The following is a 19,915-nucleotide window of genomic DNA, read 5'->3' on the forward strand; positions in this document are numbered from 1 at the left end:
CATGTCGCAAGTGGGGCGCGCCGCAAGAGGGCCTGACCGTCCGGGGACACGAAGGTTGCCGGGCCCGCTGCAGATGTCCTATTGCCGGGGAATGTCGCAAAGCCCCGATGCCTTCACGATCAAGATTTGCGGTCTCTCAACGCCGGAGACGATGGTGGCGGCACTCGCCGCCGGGGCCGACATGGTCGGGCTGGTCTTCCACCCGAAGAGCCCGCGCTTCGTCGATATGGCTCGCGCGGTGGCCCTCGCCGAGATGGCCCGCGGCCGCGCCGAGATCGTGGCCCTGATTGTGGATTTCGATGTGGTGCGGGCAAAGGAACTCGCGGACGCGCTCAGGCCGGACTGGCTTCAGCTGCATGGCAGCGAGACGCCCGAGCAGGCGCTGGCGCTCAAGGCTGCGACCGGTCTTCGCGCGATGAAGGCGCTTGGTGTCGCTGCAGCGTCCGACCTCGCCGCCATGTCCTCTTATGTCGGCGTCGCGGATCGCATCCTGCTCGATGCAAAGCCGCCGAAGGATGCCGCCTATCCCGGCGGCCACGGCCGGCCCTTCGACTGGACGATACTCTCCGGCCTCGACCCGGCTTCGCGCTTCATGCTATCGGGCGGCCTCGATCCGGCGAATGTTGCCGATGCCGTCCGCATTGCCCGGCCTGCCGGCGTCGATGTGTCGTCCGGCGTCGAAAGCGCCCCCGGCGTCAAGGATATCGGCCGGATCAGGGATTTCATCGCCGCCGCGCGTCAGGCGGCGCAGGATTTGAAGAAGGCAGGCCCGACATGAACGCGCCCCGCAATCCGAATACTTATCGTTCCGGGCCCGACGAGAACGGCCGTTTCGGCATGTTCGGCGGTCGTTTCGTTGCCGAAACGTTGATGCCACTGATCCTGGAACTTGAGCAGGCCTATGACGCGGCCAAGGCCGATCCCGCCTATCATGCCGAAATGGCTGGCGGCCTCAAGCATTATGTCGGCCGGCCTTCGCCGCTCTATCTGGCCGAGCGTCTGACCGATCATTTCGGCGGCGCAAGGATCTATCTCAAGCGTGAAGAGCTGAATCACACCGGCTCGCACAAGGTCAATAATGTGCTCGGTCAGATCCTGCTGGCGCGGCGCATGGGCAAGAAGCGCATCATCGCCGAGACCGGCGCCGGTCAGCACGGCGTTGCGACCGCAACGCTCTGCGCGCGCTACGGCCTCGAATGCATCGTCTACATGGGTGCGGTCGACGTCGCCCGTCAGGCGCCGAATGTCTTTCGCATGCAGATGCTGGGCGCCACGGTGGTACCGGTCGAATCCGGCACCAAGACGCTCAAGGATGCGATGAATGAGGCCCTGCGCGACTGGGTGACCAATGTCGCGACGACCTTCTACTGCATCGGCACGGTGGCCGGCCCGCATCCCTATCCGGCCATGGTTCGCGACTTCCAGTCGATCATCGGCAGGGAAACGCGCGAGCAGATGCAGGAACTCGAGGGGCGCCTGCCGGACTCACTGATCGCCTGCATCGGCGGCGGTTCGAACGCGATGGGGCTGTTCCATCCGTTCCTCGACGATCCCACGGTCGAAATCTATGGCGTCGAGGCGGCCGGACACGGTATTCCGAGCGGCCTGCACGCGGCTTCGCTCACCGGGGGGCGCCCTGGCGTGCTCCACGGCAACCGCACCTATCTGCTGATGGACGATGACGGGCAGATCAAGGATGCGCACTCGATCTCGGCTGGTCTCGACTATCCCGGCATCGGCCCTGAGCATTCCTGGCTCAACGATGTCGGCCGGGTCAAATACCTGTCCGCCACTGACGAGGAGGCGCTGGAGGCCTTCCAGCTCATCTCCAAGCTCGAAGGCATCATTCCTGCCTTGGAATCGGCACATGCGCTTGCTCGTGTAGCCGAGCTTGCGCCGCAAAAGCCGAGGGATCACCTCATGGTGGTCAATCTCTCCGGCCGTGGCGACAAGGATATTCCGCAAGTGGCGGAGATACTGGCGGGACGGTGATGCCGGCCCACCCGATAGCCTGAGGATAAAGCGATGAAGAAGACGATCCTGCTCGCCGCCATGCTGGTCCTGTCTGGCCCGGTAATGGCCCAGACCGCGAGCACGGTGGCTCCCGCCGAGGGAATCGTCATCCGGACCGAGGGCGAGGTCAGGGTCAGGCCCGATATCGCGATCCTGCAGGCCGGCATCGTCAGCGAGGGCAAGACCGCAGCCGAGGCTCTCGCCCAGAACACGCCGGCGCTGGCCAGGCTGGTCGAGGCCGTTAAGGCGGCGGGCGTCGCCCCCGGCGATCTGATGACCTCACAGGTCTCGCTGATGCCGCGCATGACGCAGCCCTCCATGTCTCCAGGTCCGAAGCCGCCGCGCGCCGCCACGATCGACGGCTACGAGGCCCGCACCGGCCTGACCGTCACCGTGCGCGACCTCGCCAAGGCCGGCCCGCTGATCGACGCGCTGGCCAAGGCCGGCGCGAATGAGATGTCCGGCATAAGCTTCGGGCTGGCGGACGAGAGCAAGGCCAAGGATGCAGCGCGCCTGAAGGCGGCGGAGGCGGCGCGTTCGCGGGCCGAACTCCATGCCACGGCGCTCGGCGTCAAGGTCGGTGAGTTGGTCTCGATCGTCGAGGCGGAAGCCGAGGTACCGGGCCGCGCTGCGGGCGATGTGCGTGCCTTCCGCATGGCGGCGGGCGCGGCGCCGATTTCGGTCGAGCCCGGCGAGATCACCGTGACGAGTTCGCTGCGCACGGTTTGGCGCATCGCACCCTGAGCCCTCGCCAGCCCGCCCCCTTCATGCTAACCGCACGCTCATGACAGAGACCGGCCAGACCCGCATCCAGTCCCGCTTCGCCGCTTGCGCTGCCCAAGGCCGGGCAGCGCTGGTGACTTTCGTCACCGCCGGTGATCCGGATTTCGAGACCGCAAGCGCGATCCTCAATGCCCTGCCTGAGGCAGGCGCGGATGTGATCGAGCTTGGCGTGCCCTTCACCGATCCGATGGCTGATGGCGTCCCGATCCAGCTCGCGGGCCAGCGGGCCCTGAAGGCAGGCCAGACGCTGAAAAGGACGCTCGCCATGGTCGAGGCCTTCCGCAAGGCCGGCCATGACACGCCGATCGTGCTGATGGGGTACTACAATCCGATCTGGGCCTATGGCGTCGAGCGCTTCCTGCAGGATGCGCGCCGGATCGGTGTCGATGGACTCATCGTTGTCGACCTGCCGCCGGAAGAGGATGTGGAGCTCTGCCTGCCCGCCCTTGAGGCCGGTATCAGCTTCATCCGTCTGGCCACGCCTACGACCGACGACAAGCGCCTGCCGAAGGTGCTGAGCAATACTTCGGGCTTCGTCTATTATGTCTCGATGACCGGTGTCACTGGCGGCGCGATCGCGAGCTATGACGCGGTCGGCGATGCGGTGGCCCGGATCAAGCGCCATACCGACCTGCCGGTTGCTGTCGGCTTTGGCGTGAAGACGGCGGCCGATGCCGCAGCCATCGCGAAGGGTGCCGACGGGGTCGTCGTCGGTTCCGCGCTCGTCGAGCGGGTTCGCCTCTCGCTGGACGCGGACGGCAAGGCCACGGACAAGACGGTTTCGGCGGTCACCTCGCTGGTTGCGGAACTGGCTGCCGGCATCCGCACGGTCTCCAAGGCGGCCTGAGCCGGCCGCTCCAGTCACACGTTTCAAGGATGATCCGATGAACTGGATTTCCGAAGTCGTTCGCCCGCGCATCAAGACCCTGTTCAAGCGCGAGAGCCCCGAGAACCTCTGGATCAAGTGCCCCGATTCCGGGCAGATGGTCTTCCATAAGGACGTCGAGGCCAATGGCTTCGTCATTCCGGGCTCCGACCATCATATGCGCGTCACCGCGCAGGACCGGCTGCGCCTGACCTTCGACGAGGGCAAATGGGTCGATGTCCCGCTGCCGGAGGTCGCTGTCGATCCGCTGAAGTTCCGTGACGAGAAGCGCTATGTCGACCGCCTCAAGGACGCGCGCGCCAAGACCGGCGCCGCCGATGCCTTCAAGGTCGGCTTCGGCCGCGTCCAGGGCCTGCCCCTGACGATTGCCGTGCAGGACTTCCACTTCATGGGCGGCTCGCTCGGCATGGCAGCCGGCGAAGCCTTCATCAAGGGCGCCGAGACCGCGCTTGAGAAGAAGACCCCCTATGTCGTGTTCGCCGCCTCCGGTGGTGCGCGCATGCAGGAGGGCATCCTCTCGCTGATGCAGCTTCCGCGGACGACGGTCGCGATCCGGCGTCTGCGCGCGGCTGGGCTGCCCTATTTCGTGGTTCTGACCAACCCGACCACCGGCGGCGTCACGGCGTCCTACGCGATGCTGGGCGACGTCCACATCGCCGAGCCCGGCGCCCTGATCGGTTTCGCGGGTCCGCGCGTCATCGAGCAGACCATCCGCGAAAAGCTGCCCGAAGGCTTCCAGCGCGCCGAATATCTCAAGGATCACGGCATGGTCGACATGGTCGTCCATCGCCACGACATCCCGGCGACGCTGGCGCGCCTCGGCCGCCTGCTGACCAAGCAGCTCGAGCCGGCGGCCGATTCCAAGCAGCCGGTCGGGCCGGTCCCCGAAGCGGCCTGACACGGATAACGGGACGGCCGGGGGCCGAACGCATCATGGGGTCTTCCGACACGCTGCTGGCGCGCTTCCTGGCGCTGCATCCCAAGCTGATCGATCTCTCGCTCGGCCGCATCCTGACCTTGTTGGAGCGGCTCGGCGATCCGCATAAGCGCCTGCCGCCGGTGATCCATGTCGCCGGCACCAATGGCAAGGGCTCGACCATCGCCTTCATGCGGGCGATTCTCGAGGCGGCGGGTCTCAGCGTCCATGTCTACACCTCGCCGCATCTGGTGCGCTTTCATGAGCGCATCCGGCTCGGTCAGCCGGGCGGCGGTCGTTTCGTCGACGAGGCCGTGCTGGTCGAGGCGCTGGAGCGCTGCGAGCGGGCCAATGCCGGCGACCAGATCACCTTCTTCGAGATCACCACGTCGGCCGCCATGTTGCTCTTCTCCGAGCACAAGGCCGATGTTCTGCTGCTCGAGGTCGGTCTCGGCGGACGCTTCGACACGACGAATGTCGTTGCCCATCCCGCCTGCACGGTGGTGACGCCGGTCTCGATGGATCACGCCGAGTATCTCGGCGATACCGTCACCAAGATCGCGGGCGAGAAGGCCGGCATCTTCAAGCGCGGCGCCCCGGCCGTGATTGCGCCACAGGAACCGGAACCGACGGCCGTGCTCGAAGCCGCGGCCGAGCGCGTAGGCGCCTCGAAAATTCTGATCGGCGCGCAGGACTTCAACATTCACGAGGCAGGCGGGCGGCTGGTCTACGAGGATGGCGACGGCCTGCTCGATCTGCCGTTGCCGCGCCTTGCCGGGCGTCATCAGCACGTCAATGCCGGTACGGCCATCGCGGCCTTGCGCGCAGCCGGATATGGCGCCCTGCCGGCCCGCGCTTTCGAGCAGGGCATGCTCAATGCCGAATGGCCGGCACGGCTGCAAAGGCTGGCGCGCGGCCAACTCGCCGAACTCGTGCCCGCTGGCGCCGAGCTCTGGCTCGATGGCGGCCACAATCCTGATGGCGGCCGCGTTCTCGCGCAGGCGATGGCCGATCTGGAGGAGAAGAATCCGGCCCCGCTCGTCATGATCGCGGGATTGCTATCGACCAAGGACGCAACCGCGACGCTCGGACATTTCAAGGGGCTCGCGCATGCGCTCTTCGCCGTGCCGATCCACAACCAGCTTGCGGCCCGCCCGGCCGAGGAGGTTGCGGCTCTCGCGCGGGTCGCCGGGTTGAATGCCGAGGTCGCGGGTTCCGTCGAGCAGGCGCTGCGCGAGATCGCAGTACGGACCTGGCGGGCGCCGCCGCGGATCCTGATCTGCGGCTCGCTCTATCTGGCCGGCGAGGTGCTTTCGGCCAACGGCACGCCGCCGGTGTAGCACTGGCACGGATGGGGAGAGCGCGATGCAGGCCCGGCAATTTGGAGCCAATGGCCCGTCGATCCCCGTCATCGGCCAGGGCACCTGGAACATCGAACTCGCCGATCGGGCCGGCGCGGTGGCGGCTTTGCGTCGCGGGCTCGACCTTGGCCTGCGCCACCTCGACACGGCTGAGATGTATGGTTCCGGCCGCTCGGAGGAGATTGTCGGAGAAGCCATCGCCGGGCGGCGAGACGAGGTCTTCCTCGTTTCCAAGGTGCTGCCGTACAACGCCTCTCGTGCGGGTACGCGCAAGGCCTGCGAGGAATCGCTGAGGCGGCTCCGGACCGACAGGCTCGACTGCTTTCTGCTGCATTGGCGCGGCTCATACGCGCTGGAGGAGACTTTTGCAGCCTTCGAGGACTTGAAGCGCCAGGGCAAGCTTCTGTCCTGGGGCGTCAGCAATTTCGACGTCGATGATCTCGATGAAGCGCTGGCGATTGCCGGCGGGGGCGCCATCGCCTGCAATCAGGTCCTCTATCATCTCCGCGAACGTGCCATCGAGCATATGGTCATCCCGTGGTGCGAGCGCCACGGCGTTGCGGTGACCGCCTACAGCCCATTTGGTCAGGATGATTTTCCCTTAGCCGCAAGTGCGGGCGGGGGCGTGCTCGCCGATGTCGCGATCGCGCATGGAGCAACACCGCGTCAGGTCGCGCTTGCCTTTCTGACCCGCCAATCCCAGGTCTTCGCCATCCCAAAGGCTGCCAGGGCTGAACATGTCGAGGACAATGCCGGCGCGCTGAAGCTGCGCCTGAGCGACAGCGAGATCGCGCGAATCGACGCTGCTTTTCCACGTGGGCCCAAGCCCCGCTCTCTGCCGATGTTGTAGCGGCGCCTGCAGGTCAAGCCGGCCGCGCAGAAACCAAGTTGCGGCTTTCTGCTTTACAACTGGGGGCTGAAGGGCGTTTCCTAGAGTAAAGGCGGCGGAGCATCGCATCCGACAACGCCGAATTCTTGCAACGGTTGCGTCTTCAGGAGTGGTGTGATGCGTCGCGTCCTCGGCGTCCTCGCCGTAGTGTTTCTTTCGTTTGTCGGCCTGGCTTCGGCCCAGGCCGGCGTTCAGGTCCGCGTCGACCTGGCTGCCCAGCGCATGCAGGTGACGACGACTGACGGAGAGATCTACAATTGGGCGATCTCATCCGGCCGCAAGGGGTTCCGCTCTCCCAACGGCGTCTATAGCCCGACGCGGCTGGAGCGGAGCTGGTACTCGCGCAAATATGGCGGGGCGATGCCCTATTCCGTGTTCTTCCGGGGTGGCTACGCCATCCACGGCACGACTGCGGTCGGTGCACTCGGCCGGCCGGCATCGCATGGCTGCATCCGGCTGCATCCTGCCCATGCCGCCAAGCTGTTTGCGCTGGTCAAGAAGCACGGTGCCGGCCAGACGCGTATTGCGCTGAATGGAGCCAGCTCGGACGGGCTGTCGCAATTTGCCAGGGCAGGCGGTGCCAAGAGCAAGCTCGCGAAGACGCCTCACAAGAGCAAGGTCGCCATTGCGCAGTCGAAATCCAAGCAGCGTGAGGCCGCGATCGCGCATCAGCGTGGCGTGCCGAACTGGGATGCGGCGCGTGATCAACTCTTCATGCGGCCGACCCTGCCGCCCAACGCCTACGGCTACCAGCCCTACCGGGCCGGGCCGACCTGGAGATAAGAGCTCAGATCGCCTCCACGGCGATCCGCATCCAGCCGCTGAGCGTCTCGCCCGGCTGAAGCCGCGTTAGCGGCGAGGCGGCACGCGCTGCAACCTCGCTTGGTGCACCGATGGCATGGCTTTGCGGCTCGACGCAGAGGAAGTCGGCGCCAGGAGGGGCCCAGACGACAGGGCAGCGCAGCGTTTCGCTTGCGGTGACGGTGACGGCGACGCCGCGCGAAGGCGTTTCCATGCGCGCCGTGCCATCCCAGCCGAGGAAGCTCCAGGCCGTTTCTGCCTGAGTTGCGAAGAGCGGGTTAGCGGCATAGGGGCCGCCATCTGCGAGCGCTTGCGAGCCGGTTGCGCGGAAGCCGTTGCCGAGGATCAATGCGCCGTCGGAGCGCATCTTGAGGCGCGTATCCGCCGCAGCGGGAAACCAGGGATGCAGCCCGAAGCCAAAGGGTAGGGCCATATCCGCCTCGTTGATGATCGCAAGGGCTATGGTCATACCGGAAACGTCGAGGCTGATCTCCTGCCGCGCGCGGTAGCGATAGGGGTCTTCACCGGCGCTGCGTCGATGTTCCAGAACGGTATGGCCGTGGTCATACCCCAGAATCTCCCAGGCCGACTGCCAGCCGAAGCCATGAATGCTGCCTGTGCCCGCAGGATCGTTGGGGGGCACCCGAAAGGGCTGCTCGCCATCGTCGATGACGCAATCGAAGGCGCGGTTGGCAAAGGGCAGCATGGCCCAGCTGCCGAAGCGATTGGGGGCCGCGATCGAGGGAACCGCCCCCGCCGGCGCCCGTAGGAGCGGATGCACCCGCCCGTCAGGCGCGCGCCATTCGAGCGCGGTCACCATCGCACCGATCTCGGGCGCGATCGCGGCGGAGAGAGGTCCGGACTGCAGGGCAAGCATCGTGATGTCCTTACTTGATCAGCGGGCGCAGCATCGCCTGCATCGAGCGCATGCGCGGCAGGAACTGCGCCACCATCTCCTCGGCCGAGGTTCGCTGCACCTGCCCGGAGATATTGAAGGCGGCAACAGTCTCGCCACGCGCGTTGGCGAGCGGGAGTGCCATCGAGATCAGGCCAAGTTCCAGTTCCTGATCGACCACGCTGTAACCCTGTTCTCGCGCCGCCGCCAAGGCGGCCATGATCCGTTCCGGCTCCGTTACGGTATGAGGCGTCAGCGCTCGCGGGTGGCCGGCCAGAATCCGTTCGCGGGCCTCGTCGGGTGGCAGCGCTGCGAGCAGGACGCGCCCCATCGAGGTGCAGAAGGCGGGCAGGCGCGAGCCGACGGAAAGGCCGACGGACATGATCCGCCTCTGCGCCGAACGCGCGATATAGACGATCTCGTGCCCGTCGAGCAGCGAGGCCGAGGAGGATTCATGGGTTTCCTCGGACAACCGTTCCAGGAAGGGCTGGACGAGCTGGGGCAGGGCGCTGGAGGCCAGCCAGGCATGGCCGAGCCTGAGCACGCGCGGCGTCAGCCGGAAGAACTTGCCGTCGAATTCGGCGTAGCCGATCCTTGTGAGCGTCAAAAGGCAGCGCCGGGCCGCCGCGCGGGACAGCGCGGTGGCGCGCGCAACGTCTGCAATCGTGAGCTTCTCATGCGCCGCGTCGAAGCATTCGATCACGGCCAGCCCCTTTTCCAGGGCGGCCATATGGTCGCGATCCGACGTTGCCGTGTCCAATCTTGACCCCCGTTGACGTAATCGGTATTGTTCGAAAATCAAAACGACGTGCGATTAACGCACAAAACGAGGAGATGTCAAGGTGGCTGAGTTCGTCTCCCTCGCCGAGGGAATCGAGTCGGTGGTGCGTGACGGCTGCTCCGTCGCGATGGAGGGCTTCACTCACCTCATCCCGCATGCTGCCGGGCATGAGGCGATCCGCCAGGGCCGCAAGCGACTGACGCTGATCCGCATGACGCCGGACCTGATCTACGATCAGATGATCGGGATGGGCTGCGCCGAAAAGCTGGTCTTCTCCTGGGGCGGCAACCCTGGCGTGGGCTCGCTGCACCGCCTGCGCGATGCGGTCGAGAATGGCTGGCCGCATAGGCTCGAGCTTGAAGAGCACAGCCACGCTGCCATGGCCAATGCCTATGAGGCTGGCGCCGCCAACCTGCCCTTCGCGGTGTTTCGCGGCTACAAGGGTGTCGACCTGCCGAAGGTCAATCCCCGGATCAAATCCGTTACCTGCCCTTATACCGGCGAAGTCCTGGCGACGGTTCCCGCCATCCGACCCGACGCCGCCGTCATCCATGCGCAGAAGGCGGATCGCGAGGGCAACGTCCTGCTTGAAGGCATCGTTGGCGTGCAGAAGGAGGCCGTACTGGCGGCCAAGCGTTCGCTGGTCACCGTCGAGGAGTTCGTCGAGGACTTTGGTCCACGCAATGCCAATGCCGTCATCCTGCCGTCCTGGGCAGTGACCGCGATCGCCAGGGTGCCGGGCGGAGCCTATCCATCCTACGCCCACGGTTATTACAAGCGCGCCAATGACTTCTACATTGCCTGGGACAAGATCGCCCGGGAGCGCGACACATTCATGGCCTGGATGAAGGCAAATGTCCTGGAGCAGGGGCCGGAGGTGTTTGCACACCATGCCGGCCTTGCTCGGCAGGCCGCGTGAGGATCAGCGCCATGAGCCATACTCCCATGAGCCACACGGCGACCGAGATGATGAGCATCGCGGCTGCCCGCCTGCTGACCGATGACGATGTCTGCTTCGTCGGCATCGGCGCCCCCTCGGCTGCCTGCAACCTGGCGCGCCTGACCCATGCCCCGAAGATCACGCTGATCTACGAATCCGGTACGCTCTCGACCCGCCCCTCCGTGCTGCCGCTCTCGATCGGCGACGGCGAACTCTGTGATACCGCGCTGACCACGGTCGGCGTGCCCGAGATGTTCCGCTACTGGCTGCAGGGCGGCCGGATCACCATTGGTTTCCTGGGCGGCGCGCAGATCGATCGCTTTGCCAATCTGAACACCACAGTCGTCGGGGACTATGCCGCGCCGAAGGTAAGGCTTCCTGGCGGCGGCGGTGCGCCGGAGATCGCCGGCAATTGTCGCGAGATCTTCATCACCATGGCCATGGGCTCGCGCGCCTTCGTCGAGACCCTGCCGTTCATCACCTCCTTTGGCCACGGCAAGGGCAAGGGCGATAGGGAACGGCTCGGCCTCAAGACCAGGGGGCCGACCAAGGTGATCACTGATCTTTGCGTGATGGAGCCCGATGCCGAGACCGCCGAGCTGACAGTGACCGCGCTTCATCCCGGCGTGACGCGTGATCAGGTTCAGGCCGGTTGCGGCTGGACCTTGCGTTTCGCTGGCGAACTCGTCGAAACTCCGGCGCCGACCGCGCAGGAGATCGAGATCCTGCGCGATCTGCACGCCCGAACCAAGCGAGCGCATGGAGTAGCGGCATGAGCCTGATCTATCCACGCGATGGCCTGAAGGCCCATCCGCTCAACGCGTCGCCGGCCTATACGAGCACGTTGAAGCGCGCGCCTTCGCAGCCGTTGATCCTGCTGCCGCATACGCTGTCGGAGATCAGCGGTCCGGCCTTCGGTCATAGCGCCGTGCAAGCCGGCGATTCGGACCTGACCCTCCAGCATGGGGGCGAACCGCTCGGCGAACGGATCATCGTGACGGGCCGGGTGCTTGACGAGGATGGCAGGCCAGTGCCGCATACCCTGGTCGAGATCTGGCAAGCGAATGCGGCCGGGCGCTACGTCCATCTGCGCGACCAGCATCCCGCGCCGCTCGACCCGAACTTCACGGGGGCCGGCCGCGCCATGACCGATGCGGAGGGGCGCTATCGCTTCGTCACGATCAAGCCCGGCGCCTATCCCTGGCGCAACCATCACAACGCCTGGCGCCCGGCCCATATCCATTTCTCGCTGTTCGGGTCGAGCTTCCTCTCGCGCGTGATTACCCAGATGTATTTCCCGGGCGATCCGCTCTTCGCCTATGACCCGATCTTCCAGTCGATTCCGGATGCGAAAGCACGGGAGCGCCTGATCTCGCGCTTCGACATCGACACGACCGAACCGGAATGGGCGCTCGGTTACCAGTTCGACATCGTCCTGCGCGGTCGCGACGCGACGCCGCTCGAGGAGCCGCATGATGACTGAGCACAAGGCCGCCCTTGGCCTCACCCCCTCGCAGACGGTCGGCCCCTTCTACGCCTATGCTCTGACGCCCCGCGCCTATGGCGGTTCAGAGCTGGCCAATGAGCGGATTGCAACTGATGGCGTCCCGGGCGAACGCATCACCATTCGCGGCCATGTCCTCGATGGCGATGGCGAGCCGGTGCCGGACGCCATGATCGAGGTCTGGCAGGCCGACGCGGATGGACGCCACAACGCCGGGGGCAATGCCGGCTTCACAGGCTTCGGCCGGGCGGAAACCTCGCCGGAGGGCTTTTTCCACTTCGAGACGGTGCGGCCAGGCGCCGTGGAGGGGCCGGACGGCACGAAGCAGGCGCCCCATCTCGCTGTCTCGGTCTTCGCGCGCGGGCTCCTGCTCCGGCTGGTGACCCGCATCTATTTCTCGGACGACCCTGCCAATGCGTCCGATGCCGTGCTCGCCCTGGTCCCGCATGAGCGGCGTGAAACGCTGATTGCGCAGCGTGGCCCGGACGGCGTCTTCCATTTCGACATCCGGCTGCAGGGCGAGGGCGAGACGGTCTTCTTCGACGTCTGAGCCCGCGCGGCACGCGCGGGCTTGACCCCGGCTTGCGGGCCAAGGAGATAGTCGGACCAGCGCTTTGCTTCGCCCGCGCCTGATGCGGCAAGGCAGAGCCACGACTGACGCCGTGCCGGAGCCCGCCATGCCGAAACCCTTGATCGCGCTCGACTGGGGCACCACCCGTGCCCGCGCCTTCCTCATCGGCGAGGATGGCAGCGTGATGGATCGGCGGATTGCGGATCAGGGCATCCAATCGGTGCCGCCCGGTGGTTTCCCGGCTGCTTTCGAGGGGATCGCCGGTGATTTCCGCCGCAAGCGGCCGGACGCCGCGATCGTGCTCGCCGGGATGGTCGGCAGCCGCAATGGCTGGGTCGAGGCGCCTTACGTTGCGTGCCCCGCCTCAATCGAAGCGCTGGCAGATGCCGGCATCGCGGTGACGCTGGAGGACGGAACGCGCGCAACCGTGCTGCCCGGGCTCTCCTGGGACGATGGCGTCTTCGATGTCATGCGTGGCGAGGAAACGCTGATCGTCGGACTCGGTCTCACCGATGGCATCGCCTGCCTGCCCGGAACCCATTCGAAATGGGCTGAAATGCGGGCCGGCCGGATCACGCGTTTTGCCAGCTTCATGACCGGCGAGATCTACGGCCTGCTGCGTCAGCATTCGATTCTGGCGCGCCTTGCCGAAGAGCCGTCGGGGGACGACGCAAGCACCGGTGCCGCGCGCGGCTTCGCTGCAGCAGTGCGGCCTGCCGGGCTGCTCAACGCAGCCTTTGCAGCGCGTACCGAGGTGCTTGCGGGACGAATGGGTGGCGGCGCGGTCGGGCCCTATCTCTCGGCGCTGCTGGTCGGCCAGGAGATTGCCGGCGTGCAGGCGTTGTTCGGACGCCCCGCCACGGTCCATCTCGTGGCCGATGGAGCGCTGGCGGCGAGTTATGCAGCGGCGTTCGAGACGGCGGGCCTGCCCTTCCAGATCACGACACCGGAAGACGCGTTTGTCGCGGGTGTGAAGCGTCTGGCTGCGAGGCTGGTGGCGTGATCACCGTCTTCGGGTCGCTGAATGTCGATCTGGTCACGCCCGTCGAGCGCCTGCCGGGGGCCGGCGAGACGGTGATCGGCCCTGGCTATGCGCTGCATCCCGGCGGCAAGGGGGCCAACCAGGCGCTTGCCGCACGCAGGGCAGGCGCCGAAGTCGTGCTCGCCGGCGCTGTCGGGCGTGATGCCTTTGCCGAGATCGCCCTGACCCTGCTGGCCGCCGACAGTGTCGATCTCACGCTGGTCGAGCGGGTCGAGGCGCCAACAGGTGCCGCCTTCATCGCGGTCGATGCAGCCGGCTCCAATCAGATTGTGGTGGCGGCCGGCGCGAATGCCCATGCCAGGGCCGGTGGCTTGCGCGAGCTGCCGCTTGGCCAGCGCAACATCCTGCTCTTGCAGCGCGAGGTTCCGGAGACGGAGTGCATCGCGGCGGCCCGGCTGGCGAAGCAGGCCGGCGGGCGCGTCATCCTGAATCTCGCACCAGCCGGCACGCCGGCTCCCGCATTGCTCGATTGCCTGGACATGCTGATCGTCAACGAGCACGAGGCGCTGGTGCTTGCCAGCGCCTGGGGCTGGGCCGAACGCGAGCCCGACGCCTTTGCGCAGCGCCTCGATGCCGAACGCGGCATTGCCTGTGTCGTCACGCTCGGCGGCGAGGGGGTCGTCGGCTGGCATGGCGGCGTTCGCCGCCGCCTCGAAGCGCCAAAGGTCGAGGTTGTCGACACGGTCGCGGCCGGAGACAGCTTCGTCGGGGCCTTCGCCGCGGCGCTCGATGCCGGCTATGGTTTTTCGGGCGCGCTCCAGCGTGGGCTCGCAGCCGGCTCGCTCGCCTGCACGGTGTCCGGTGCGCAACCAAGCGTGCCACGCCAAGCGGAGATCGAGGCACTGGCTGGCTCCGGCTTCCTCTGAGATGTCTTCAATCCGGATGACGATACGTTAAGTCTGTTTGGATTCATCAGGCCCAGGCTCGGCCGAACCCGGCAATCTGCCTGTTCCGATTCATTCTTCGGCAGTGTCCTGGGAGCAGCATCCCCGGAGCATGGCGGAGACTGAAAGCAAATGGCGCAACGGCCCATCATCTGGGCGCTCGGAGTAGCCTTTACCGTCGGCTACGGCGCGATGTCATACGGCACGCGTCTGGCAGGCTATGTCGAGGATGATGACACGCCCCGCGCGGCGGCTGTCGCGACCGGCGCGCGACAGCCCGCGCCGCCGTCTCCAGCCGCCCGATCGAGCGAGCCTCCGATGGTCACCGTGGCGGCCGATTCTCGCGGTCACTACATGGTCCATCCGACCATCGACAATTACCGTGTCAGGATGCTGGTCGATACCGGTGCGAGTTTCATTGCGTTGACGGAGAGCGATGCCCTGGGGCTCGGCCTCCGCCCCGCATCGTCCGACTACAAGGTCACGCTGCGCACGGCCAATGGCGTGGTACGCGGCGCCCGGGTGAATCTGCGCGAGGTCAGGCTCGGCGCCATCATCGTGCGCAATGTCGAGGCCATGGTTCTGCCCGCAGGCGCGCTCTCCGTCAGCCTGCTTGGAACCTCTTTTCTGAGCAAACTCAAGGGCTTCGAGGTCCAGACCGGTCGCATGATCCTGCGCGGCTAGGCGGTCTCCGGCGTTCCCTAATCCGCTGCGATCCGCTATGCCAGGGATCCGTCAAGACGGCGTCGCCGCTGTGTCACGGTCAGGCTGCATTCATGTGGCTTGATGCTTCGTTCGCCCTGCATGTTCCCTTGCAATGGATGCCTTGATGTTCCCGAAGCCGCTGCCTGAGCTGTTCCCGAATACCTTCGAGTATGAATCCCTGCCGATGGTGAAGCCGACGGGGTTCCGCGAATATGACGCGCGCTGGTTCTTCGGCAAGGAACTGAACCTGATGGGCGTACAGGCCGTCGGCATGGGCCTCGGCACGCTGATCAAGCGCATGGGCATCAAGCCCGAGATCGTCACCGGTCATGATTTCCGCGGCTATTCGTCGTCGATCAAGATGGCGCTGGTCACCGGCCTGATGGCGGCGGGCTGCAAGGTCCATGATATCGGCCTCGCCATGTCGCCCATGGCCTATTTCGCCCAGTTCGCGCTCGACGTTCCCTGCGTTGCGATGGTCACGGCCTCGCATAACGACAATGGCTGGACCGGCGTGAAGATGGGCGCGCAGCGCCCTGTCACCTTCGGCCCCGACGAAATGGGCCAGCTCCGCGACATCGTGCTCGCGGCCGATTTCGAGCTGTCGGGCGGCGGCTCCTATGTCTTCGTTCCCGATTTCCCGGCCCTCTACATCAAGGACCTAACCAACCGTCCGAAGATCACGCGCAAGCTGAAGGTCATCGCGGCTTGCGGCAACGGTACGGCGGGTGCATTCGCTCCGCAGATCCTGGAGGCGATCGGCTGCGAGGTCATCCCGATGGATGCGGAGCTTGACCACTCCTTCCCGCGTTACAATCCCAATCCCGAAGACATGAAGATGCTGCATGCCATGGCAGATGCCGTGAAGCAGCATGGCGCTGACGTTGCGCTCGGCTTCGATGGCGACGGCGACCGCTGTGGCGTGGTCGACAATCACGGCGAGGAGATCTTCGCCGACAAGATCGGCGTGATGCTGGCGCGCGACCTCGGCAGGTTGCATCCCGGTGCACAGTTCGTCGTCGACGTGAAATCGACCGGGCTCTTCATCACCGACCCCGAGTTGCAGAAGCTCGGCGTGAAGACCGATTACTGGAAGACCGGCCATTCCTATATCAAGCGCCGCGTCCGCGATCTCAACGCGCTGGCGGGGTTCGAGAAGTCGGGCCATTTCTTCTTCAACGCGCCGGTCGGGCGCGGCTATGACGATGGTGTGGTCACGGCGCTGGCGGTCATCGACATGCTCGACCGCAACCCGGGTAAGTCGATGGCGGAACTCTATGCCGCGGTTCCCAAGACCTGGGGCACGCCGACCATGGCGGCCAAATGCGCCGATGAGATCAAGTACGAGGTCAGCGATCGCGTGACGAAGCGCATCGAGGCCATGCAGGCCAAGGGCGAAACCATCGCCGGCCAGAAGATCCGCGACGTGATCACCGTCAACGGCGTCCGCGTCGTCAACGAGGATGGCACCTGGGGGCTGGTCCGCGCCTCCTCAAACAAGCCGGAGCTTGTCGTGGTCTGCGAAAGCCCGGTTTCGGACGCGCGCATGCGCGAGATGTTTGCCGCCATCGACGGCGTGCTGCGCGAGAATCCGGAAGTGGGTGCCTATAATCAGACGATCTGAGGCGGGTGAGCAGATATGTCCCGGCGCGAGCGAGCTCGCCTCGGGACACCCCTTCTCGCTGCCAGGATTCTCGGCGGCGAGGCGCACGCAACAGCTCAGCAGACGATGGTCTTGGCGGTGCTGCCAGTTCCTTGGATTCGCGCGACCTGCTCGATATTGAGCGCGCCTGCCTTCGCAGCCATGCGTGGGCGCATGTAGATCCTGTCGCCGCCCAGGGTGAGGGCGTCCTTGAACACCAGCTTGCCGAGCAAGGGTTCATAGGCATAGCTGGCTTCGGCCATGATCACGGACGTCTTGGGGAGGAGCAGCCCATCCGGCAATTTGATGTTTGTCGGCGGGGCGGTCGTGTTTCTCTGCGCGCTCCAGCAGACCTTTGCCACCCCCTTGTCGTCCACGGTGACGCTAGCGAACATCATCCTTGGCGTGGTGGTGAAGGGGGCCATGATCATTTGCCCGACGAGGAAGATCGTATCGACATCGGCGTCAGACAATGCGGTTCCCCGCGGGGCGCTTCCCGGCGCGGCGGCGCTTTCCGGCGGGAGGTTGCCCTGCGCGGCAAGATCAACGAGGGCCCGGTTGAGCTGGGTCACCCGGCGATCGGCCATGGCGGCCTCCCCGATCTCGGCAATGCCATAATATAGCAAGAGCATCACAGGCAGGATCAGAGCGAACTCCACCGCGGCAACGCCTTTCCTGTCCGTCTGCAGATGACGCCTGAGGCGGCGCAGCGCGGCCTTGTTGCGGCGGATCGAGAAGAACTGCCTCATGGTCGTTCTCATGGAGGTTCGCTTCGGAACGTCGCGACAGCCATGAGCCCGCGCTCACCGCCATCGATATTGGCCAGGGTGTTCGTCCAGCCGGTCAGGTAGAGCGAATAACGCAATGTCGCCCGCACGACGACGATCTCGCCTTTTCCGGGTTGGTTGTAGCTGAAATTACTGGTGTTCAGTGTGTTCCCGCTGAACGGGTTGAGCTTGGCAAGATCGGTTTGAGCCGCCGCTGGTGATACGTAGCCGCGCACGTCGACGCGCAGCTTCTCGCAATCGACGAGCGCCGGAGCCTGCGCGCAGACCTCGCGCCTGAATGCCTCAGTGGATGTCTTGGCATCGTGCGGAAGGGGGTTCGAGGGGGTGCTGTAGATTGCGACCGATTCCCCGGTCAGGAGCGTCCGCGACGCCTGCTTCACGGCGTCGTCGAGCACCTGGTAGGTCCACAGCATCAGCCCGGTTTCGATGATCGTGAACACGAGCAGGAGGAACGGAAACGCGACGAGCCCGAACTCGACGGCGGTCGCGCCGCGTTGGTTCCTGCAAAAGCCGTTGGATCCCAACCACGGGGTCCTGAGGAGGCGTCGCGCGACACGTCCGTTCGTTCGAGAAGGAGATGTGACCATGACCAGTTAAGCCAACCATCCGGATGCAGAGGCCGCGAGGGATCTCCGCTCTTCAGTGGAGGCACCCTAGCCGCAAAGCATTGCCGACTTGTTAGGGCATGGTTCGCCGAAGCCGCACTGGCGTTAGCGAAACCTTCACCTTGAGCGTTACGAAGCCTATTTGTCGCTGCCGCTGGCGAGAGCGTTGCGTCTGGTCGTCTGCCCGCCGACATCGCCGAAATATTTGGTTGCGTCCCCGAGCTGCACGGTCGGTTGGCAGGTCGGGGTGCAGGAATAGCTCTCCCGCTCCATGCCGCGCTGGACCGTGAGAATGGAATCCGCGGCCGCGCTGACGCGCACGAGCGATTCCGCCAACAGGCTGCCACTGGCATCGAGCGCGATGAGATTGGTGACGCCAAAACTCTTGCCGGTCACCACCATCACTCCGTTCCTTTGCACGGAGACATCGGCGATCGCCGGATTGCCGACGATCACGGTCTGGGCCTTTTCCGGCAGTCTGACGAGCTTGGCGTGATCGACGATGACGGCGACCGTGTCGGGCCGGACTGGTTCCGGCGCCGATCGCGCTACGGGCGCGCTTCCCAGAAGGATCGCGCCGGACGCGGCCATGGCCAGCGCTCTGCGGCGCGGGGCACAGCTGAGGACAGTCGACATGGTGGCGCCCTAGGTTTCCAACGTCTGGAGTAAAGCCGAAAATGATGAATCGAATCCTAATGCCCCCCGCGAACATGTTTATTGAGCAGGCAATTTCTAAAATGAGAAATGGAGCATCGCTTAAGGTCACGCTCTCCCGCGAGATAAACATTGCTAGAATGGTCAAATTCAATCGCGATGACACGTATAGTCGTAATTAAATTCAAATACTAATTGATGTTCATCATGATGATGGGTGGTGAATTCAATAAATATGGCGTTAACCATCCGGTAAATGTCTGATATCGACGTCGAGTTCTTTGTTTCGTTTAACCGAAACGCAACGGCTTCTGGGTAGTGTCTGTCTTGTCGCTGACCGAAGCCGTTCAGAGCGAAGGCAGCAGTCAAACCGTGGTGCAATAGGAGTTCCGTCATGAAGAATCTGTTCGCTCGCTTTGCCAAGGACGAGTCCGGCGCGACCGCCATCGAATACGGCCTGATCGCTGGCCTGATCGCCGTCGTCATCATCGGCACCGTCACGACGCTCGGCACCGACCTCAGCGATCTGTTCAAGCGCATTTCCGGCGAGCTGACCAAGGTCGCTAAGCCCGCGGCCTAAGCCATCCTCTGCTCGAAGCAGCGAACGCCCCGGCTGGTCCGGGGCGTTTTGCGTCCCGGTTCTCGCCTGGCCGACCAGATACTGTTTCTACAGAGTTGGATGCGATGCTGGCGCATTGTTCGTGAAGCTGCATTGCCCGGAGCCTTTTCGATGTCGCTTCCACTGCTGTTCCTCCTTGTCCTCTTTCCCGCAGCGATGACCTATGCTGCGGCGAGCGATCTGTTTTCGATGACGATCTCGAACAGGCTCTGCCTCGGTCTCGTCGTGCTTTTCGTGCCCAGCGCTCTCATCATCGGCCTGCCCTGGGTTCAAATCGCCTGGCATTTCGCTGCTGGTGGCCTGGTCCTTGCTGTTTGTTTCGGCCTGTTCGCCGCGGGCTGGATCGGCGGCGGGGACGCCAAGCTGGCTGCCGCCACGACGCTCTGGTTCGGCTTTGGGCACCTAATGCCCTATCTGGTTGTGGCTGCGATGTTCGGCGCGGTACTGACCCTGATCGTGATGAAGCTGCGCACTGCCCCCTTGCCGGCACTGGGGCAGAACTGGCTTTGGCTGCGCCGGCTTCATGCCGCGAACCAGGGGGTGCCCTATGGGATCGCCCTTGCCTGCTCGGCTCTCTTCGTCCTGCCGGACACGGCGATCTGGCGCGCTGCCATCGGTCTCTAGGCGGTTGGTGAA

At 65.1% G+C, this 19,915-nt stretch carries 23 protein-coding genes; 18 read left to right on the top strand and 5 right to left on the bottom strand.

Annotated features, from left to right (window positions below):
• The first annotated feature begins 91 nt into the window (after window positions 1-91).
• From AB4099_RS14820 to AB4099_RS14855, 8 genes are all read left to right on the top strand, one after another.
• Complete coding sequence (locus tag AB4099_RS14820; protein WP_441478749.1) at window positions 92-778, top strand: phosphoribosylanthranilate isomerase; 687 nt, start codon at window positions 92-94, stop codon at window positions 776-778.
• The gene (trpB, locus tag AB4099_RS14825) at window positions 775-1,992 is read left to right on the top strand and encodes a tryptophan synthase subunit beta (RefSeq protein ID WP_113516894.1); all 1,218 of its coding nucleotides are present in this window, start codon (window positions 775-777) and stop codon (window positions 1,990-1,992) included. The genes AB4099_RS14820 and trpB overlap by 4 nt, the downstream gene beginning before the upstream one ends.
• A gap of 33 nt (window positions 1,993-2,025) precedes the next feature.
• Complete coding sequence (locus tag AB4099_RS14830) at window positions 2,026-2,757, top strand: SIMPL domain-containing protein (protein ID WP_113516895.1); 732 nt, start codon at window positions 2,026-2,028, stop codon at window positions 2,755-2,757.
• A gap of 40 nt (window positions 2,758-2,797) precedes the next feature.
• On the top strand, window positions 2,798-3,643 hold the full coding sequence (trpA, locus tag AB4099_RS14835) for a tryptophan synthase subunit alpha (protein ID WP_113516896.1): 846 nt from the start codon (window positions 2,798-2,800) through the stop codon (window positions 3,641-3,643).
• 37 nt (window positions 3,644-3,680) lie between these two features.
• The gene (gene accD / locus AB4099_RS14840) at window positions 3,681-4,580 is read left to right on the top strand and encodes an acetyl-CoA carboxylase, carboxyltransferase subunit beta (RefSeq protein ID WP_113516897.1); all 900 of its coding nucleotides are present in this window, start codon (window positions 3,681-3,683) and stop codon (window positions 4,578-4,580) included.
• Window positions 4,581-4,615: 35 nt separating this feature from the next.
• Window positions 4,616-5,938, top strand: coding sequence for a bifunctional folylpolyglutamate synthase/dihydrofolate synthase (locus AB4099_RS14845; RefSeq protein WP_441478618.1), 1,323 nt, complete (start codon window positions 4,616-4,618; stop codon window positions 5,936-5,938).
• Between the two features lie 25 nt (window positions 5,939-5,963).
• On the top strand, window positions 5,964-6,809 hold the full coding sequence (locus tag AB4099_RS14850; RefSeq protein WP_441478619.1) for an aldo/keto reductase: 846 nt from the start codon (window positions 5,964-5,966) through the stop codon (window positions 6,807-6,809).
• 156 nt (window positions 6,810-6,965) lie between these two features.
• Window positions 6,966-7,631 carry a L,D-transpeptidase gene (locus AB4099_RS14855; protein ID WP_441478620.1) on the top strand — a complete coding sequence of 222 codons (666 nt, stop codon included), beginning with the start codon at window positions 6,966-6,968 and terminating at the stop codon, window positions 7,629-7,631.
• 4 nt (window positions 7,632-7,635) lie between these two features.
• Here the strand turns inward: AB4099_RS14855 and AB4099_RS14860 are convergent, their stop codons facing one another.
• Together AB4099_RS14860 and AB4099_RS14865 are read right to left on the bottom strand one after the other, a co-directional pair.
• Entirely contained in the window at window positions 7,636-8,526 is an 891-nt protein-coding gene (locus AB4099_RS14860) for an aldose epimerase family protein (protein ID WP_441478621.1), read from the bottom strand.
• 10 nt (window positions 8,527-8,536) lie between these two features.
• Window positions 8,537-9,274 carry an IclR family transcriptional regulator domain-containing protein gene (locus tag AB4099_RS14865; protein WP_441478622.1) on the bottom strand — a complete coding sequence of 246 codons (738 nt, stop codon included), beginning with the start codon at window positions 9,272-9,274 and terminating at the stop codon, window positions 8,537-8,539.
• 112 nt (window positions 9,275-9,386) lie between these two features.
• On the opposite strand from AB4099_RS14865, the gene AB4099_RS14870 reads away from it, so the two are divergent.
• The 8 genes from AB4099_RS14870 to AB4099_RS14905 all read left to right on the top strand — a co-directional run bounded on the left by AB4099_RS14870 (window position 9,387) and on the right by AB4099_RS14905 (window position 16,595).
• A complete protein-coding gene (locus AB4099_RS14870; RefSeq protein WP_441478623.1) occupies window positions 9,387-10,244 on the top strand; it encodes a CoA transferase subunit A in 858 nt (285 codons plus the stop codon).
• 26 nt (window positions 10,245-10,270) lie between these two features.
• Window positions 10,271-11,041, top strand: coding sequence for a CoA-transferase subunit beta (locus AB4099_RS14875; protein WP_441478750.1), 771 nt, complete (start codon window positions 10,271-10,273; stop codon window positions 11,039-11,041).
• A complete protein-coding gene (gene pcaH, locus AB4099_RS14880; RefSeq protein ID WP_441478624.1) occupies window positions 11,038-11,748 on the top strand; it encodes a protocatechuate 3,4-dioxygenase subunit beta in 711 nt (236 codons plus the stop codon). Before AB4099_RS14875 ends, pcaH begins: the two co-directional genes overlap by 4 nt.
• Window positions 11,741-12,319, top strand: coding sequence for a protocatechuate 3,4-dioxygenase subunit alpha (gene pcaG, locus AB4099_RS14885; RefSeq protein WP_113517064.1), 579 nt, complete (start codon window positions 11,741-11,743; stop codon window positions 12,317-12,319). Before pcaH ends, pcaG begins: the two co-directional genes overlap by 8 nt.
• Window positions 12,320-12,446: 127 nt before the next feature.
• Window positions 12,447-13,343 (top strand): 2-dehydro-3-deoxygalactonokinase, encoded by an 897-nt coding sequence (locus tag AB4099_RS14890; protein ID WP_441478625.1) that lies wholly within the window; start codon window positions 12,447-12,449, stop codon window positions 13,341-13,343.
• Window positions 13,340-14,248, top strand: coding sequence for a ribokinase (locus tag AB4099_RS14895; RefSeq protein WP_441478626.1), 909 nt, complete (start codon window positions 13,340-13,342; stop codon window positions 14,246-14,248). The genes AB4099_RS14890 and AB4099_RS14895 overlap by 4 nt, the downstream gene beginning before the upstream one ends.
• Before the next feature lie 150 nt (window positions 14,249-14,398).
• Window positions 14,399-14,950: a retropepsin-like aspartic protease family protein gene (locus tag AB4099_RS14900; protein ID WP_441478627.1), complete on the top strand. Its 552-nt coding sequence runs from the start codon at window positions 14,399-14,401 to the stop codon at window positions 14,948-14,950.
• 145 nt (window positions 14,951-15,095) lie between these two features.
• Complete coding sequence (locus AB4099_RS14905; RefSeq protein WP_441478628.1) at window positions 15,096-16,595, top strand: phosphomannomutase/phosphoglucomutase; 1,500 nt, start codon at window positions 15,096-15,098, stop codon at window positions 16,593-16,595.
• Between the two features lie 95 nt (window positions 16,596-16,690).
• On the opposite strand, the gene AB4099_RS14910 is transcribed toward AB4099_RS14905, so the two are convergent.
• The 3 genes from AB4099_RS14910 to AB4099_RS14920 form a co-directional block, all read right to left on the bottom strand.
• On the bottom strand, window positions 16,691-17,374 hold the full coding sequence (locus tag AB4099_RS14910) for a TadE/TadG family type IV pilus assembly protein (protein ID WP_441478629.1): 684 nt from the start codon (window positions 17,372-17,374) through the stop codon (window positions 16,691-16,693).
• Complete coding sequence (locus AB4099_RS14915; RefSeq protein ID WP_069878345.1) at window positions 17,371-17,925, bottom strand: TadE/TadG family type IV pilus assembly protein; 555 nt, start codon at window positions 17,923-17,925, stop codon at window positions 17,371-17,373. The genes AB4099_RS14910 and AB4099_RS14915 overlap by 4 nt, the downstream gene beginning before the upstream one ends.
• 219 nt (window positions 17,926-18,144) lie before the next feature.
• A complete protein-coding gene (locus tag AB4099_RS14920; RefSeq protein ID WP_441478630.1) occupies window positions 18,145-18,642 on the bottom strand; it encodes a pilus assembly protein N-terminal domain-containing protein in 498 nt (165 codons plus the stop codon).
• 412 nt (window positions 18,643-19,054) lie between these two features.
• On the opposite strand from AB4099_RS14920, the gene AB4099_RS14925 reads away from it, so the two are divergent.
• Together AB4099_RS14925 and AB4099_RS14930 are read left to right on the top strand one after the other, a co-directional pair.
• Window positions 19,055-19,240, top strand: a complete 186-nt coding sequence (locus AB4099_RS14925) for a Flp family type IVb pilin (RefSeq protein ID WP_069878343.1) — start codon at window positions 19,055-19,057, stop codon at window positions 19,238-19,240.
• Window positions 19,241-19,390: 150 nt separating this feature from the next.
• On the top strand, window positions 19,391-19,903 hold the full coding sequence (locus tag AB4099_RS14930) for an A24 family peptidase (RefSeq protein ID WP_441478631.1): 513 nt from the start codon (window positions 19,391-19,393) through the stop codon (window positions 19,901-19,903).
• Window positions 19,904-19,915: the final 12 nt, after the last annotated feature.

Source organism: Allobosea sp. 2KB_26 (assembly GCF_052115715.1).
In the GTDB taxonomy this organism is placed as follows: Bacteria; Pseudomonadota; Alphaproteobacteria; order Rhizobiales; family Beijerinckiaceae; genus Allobosea.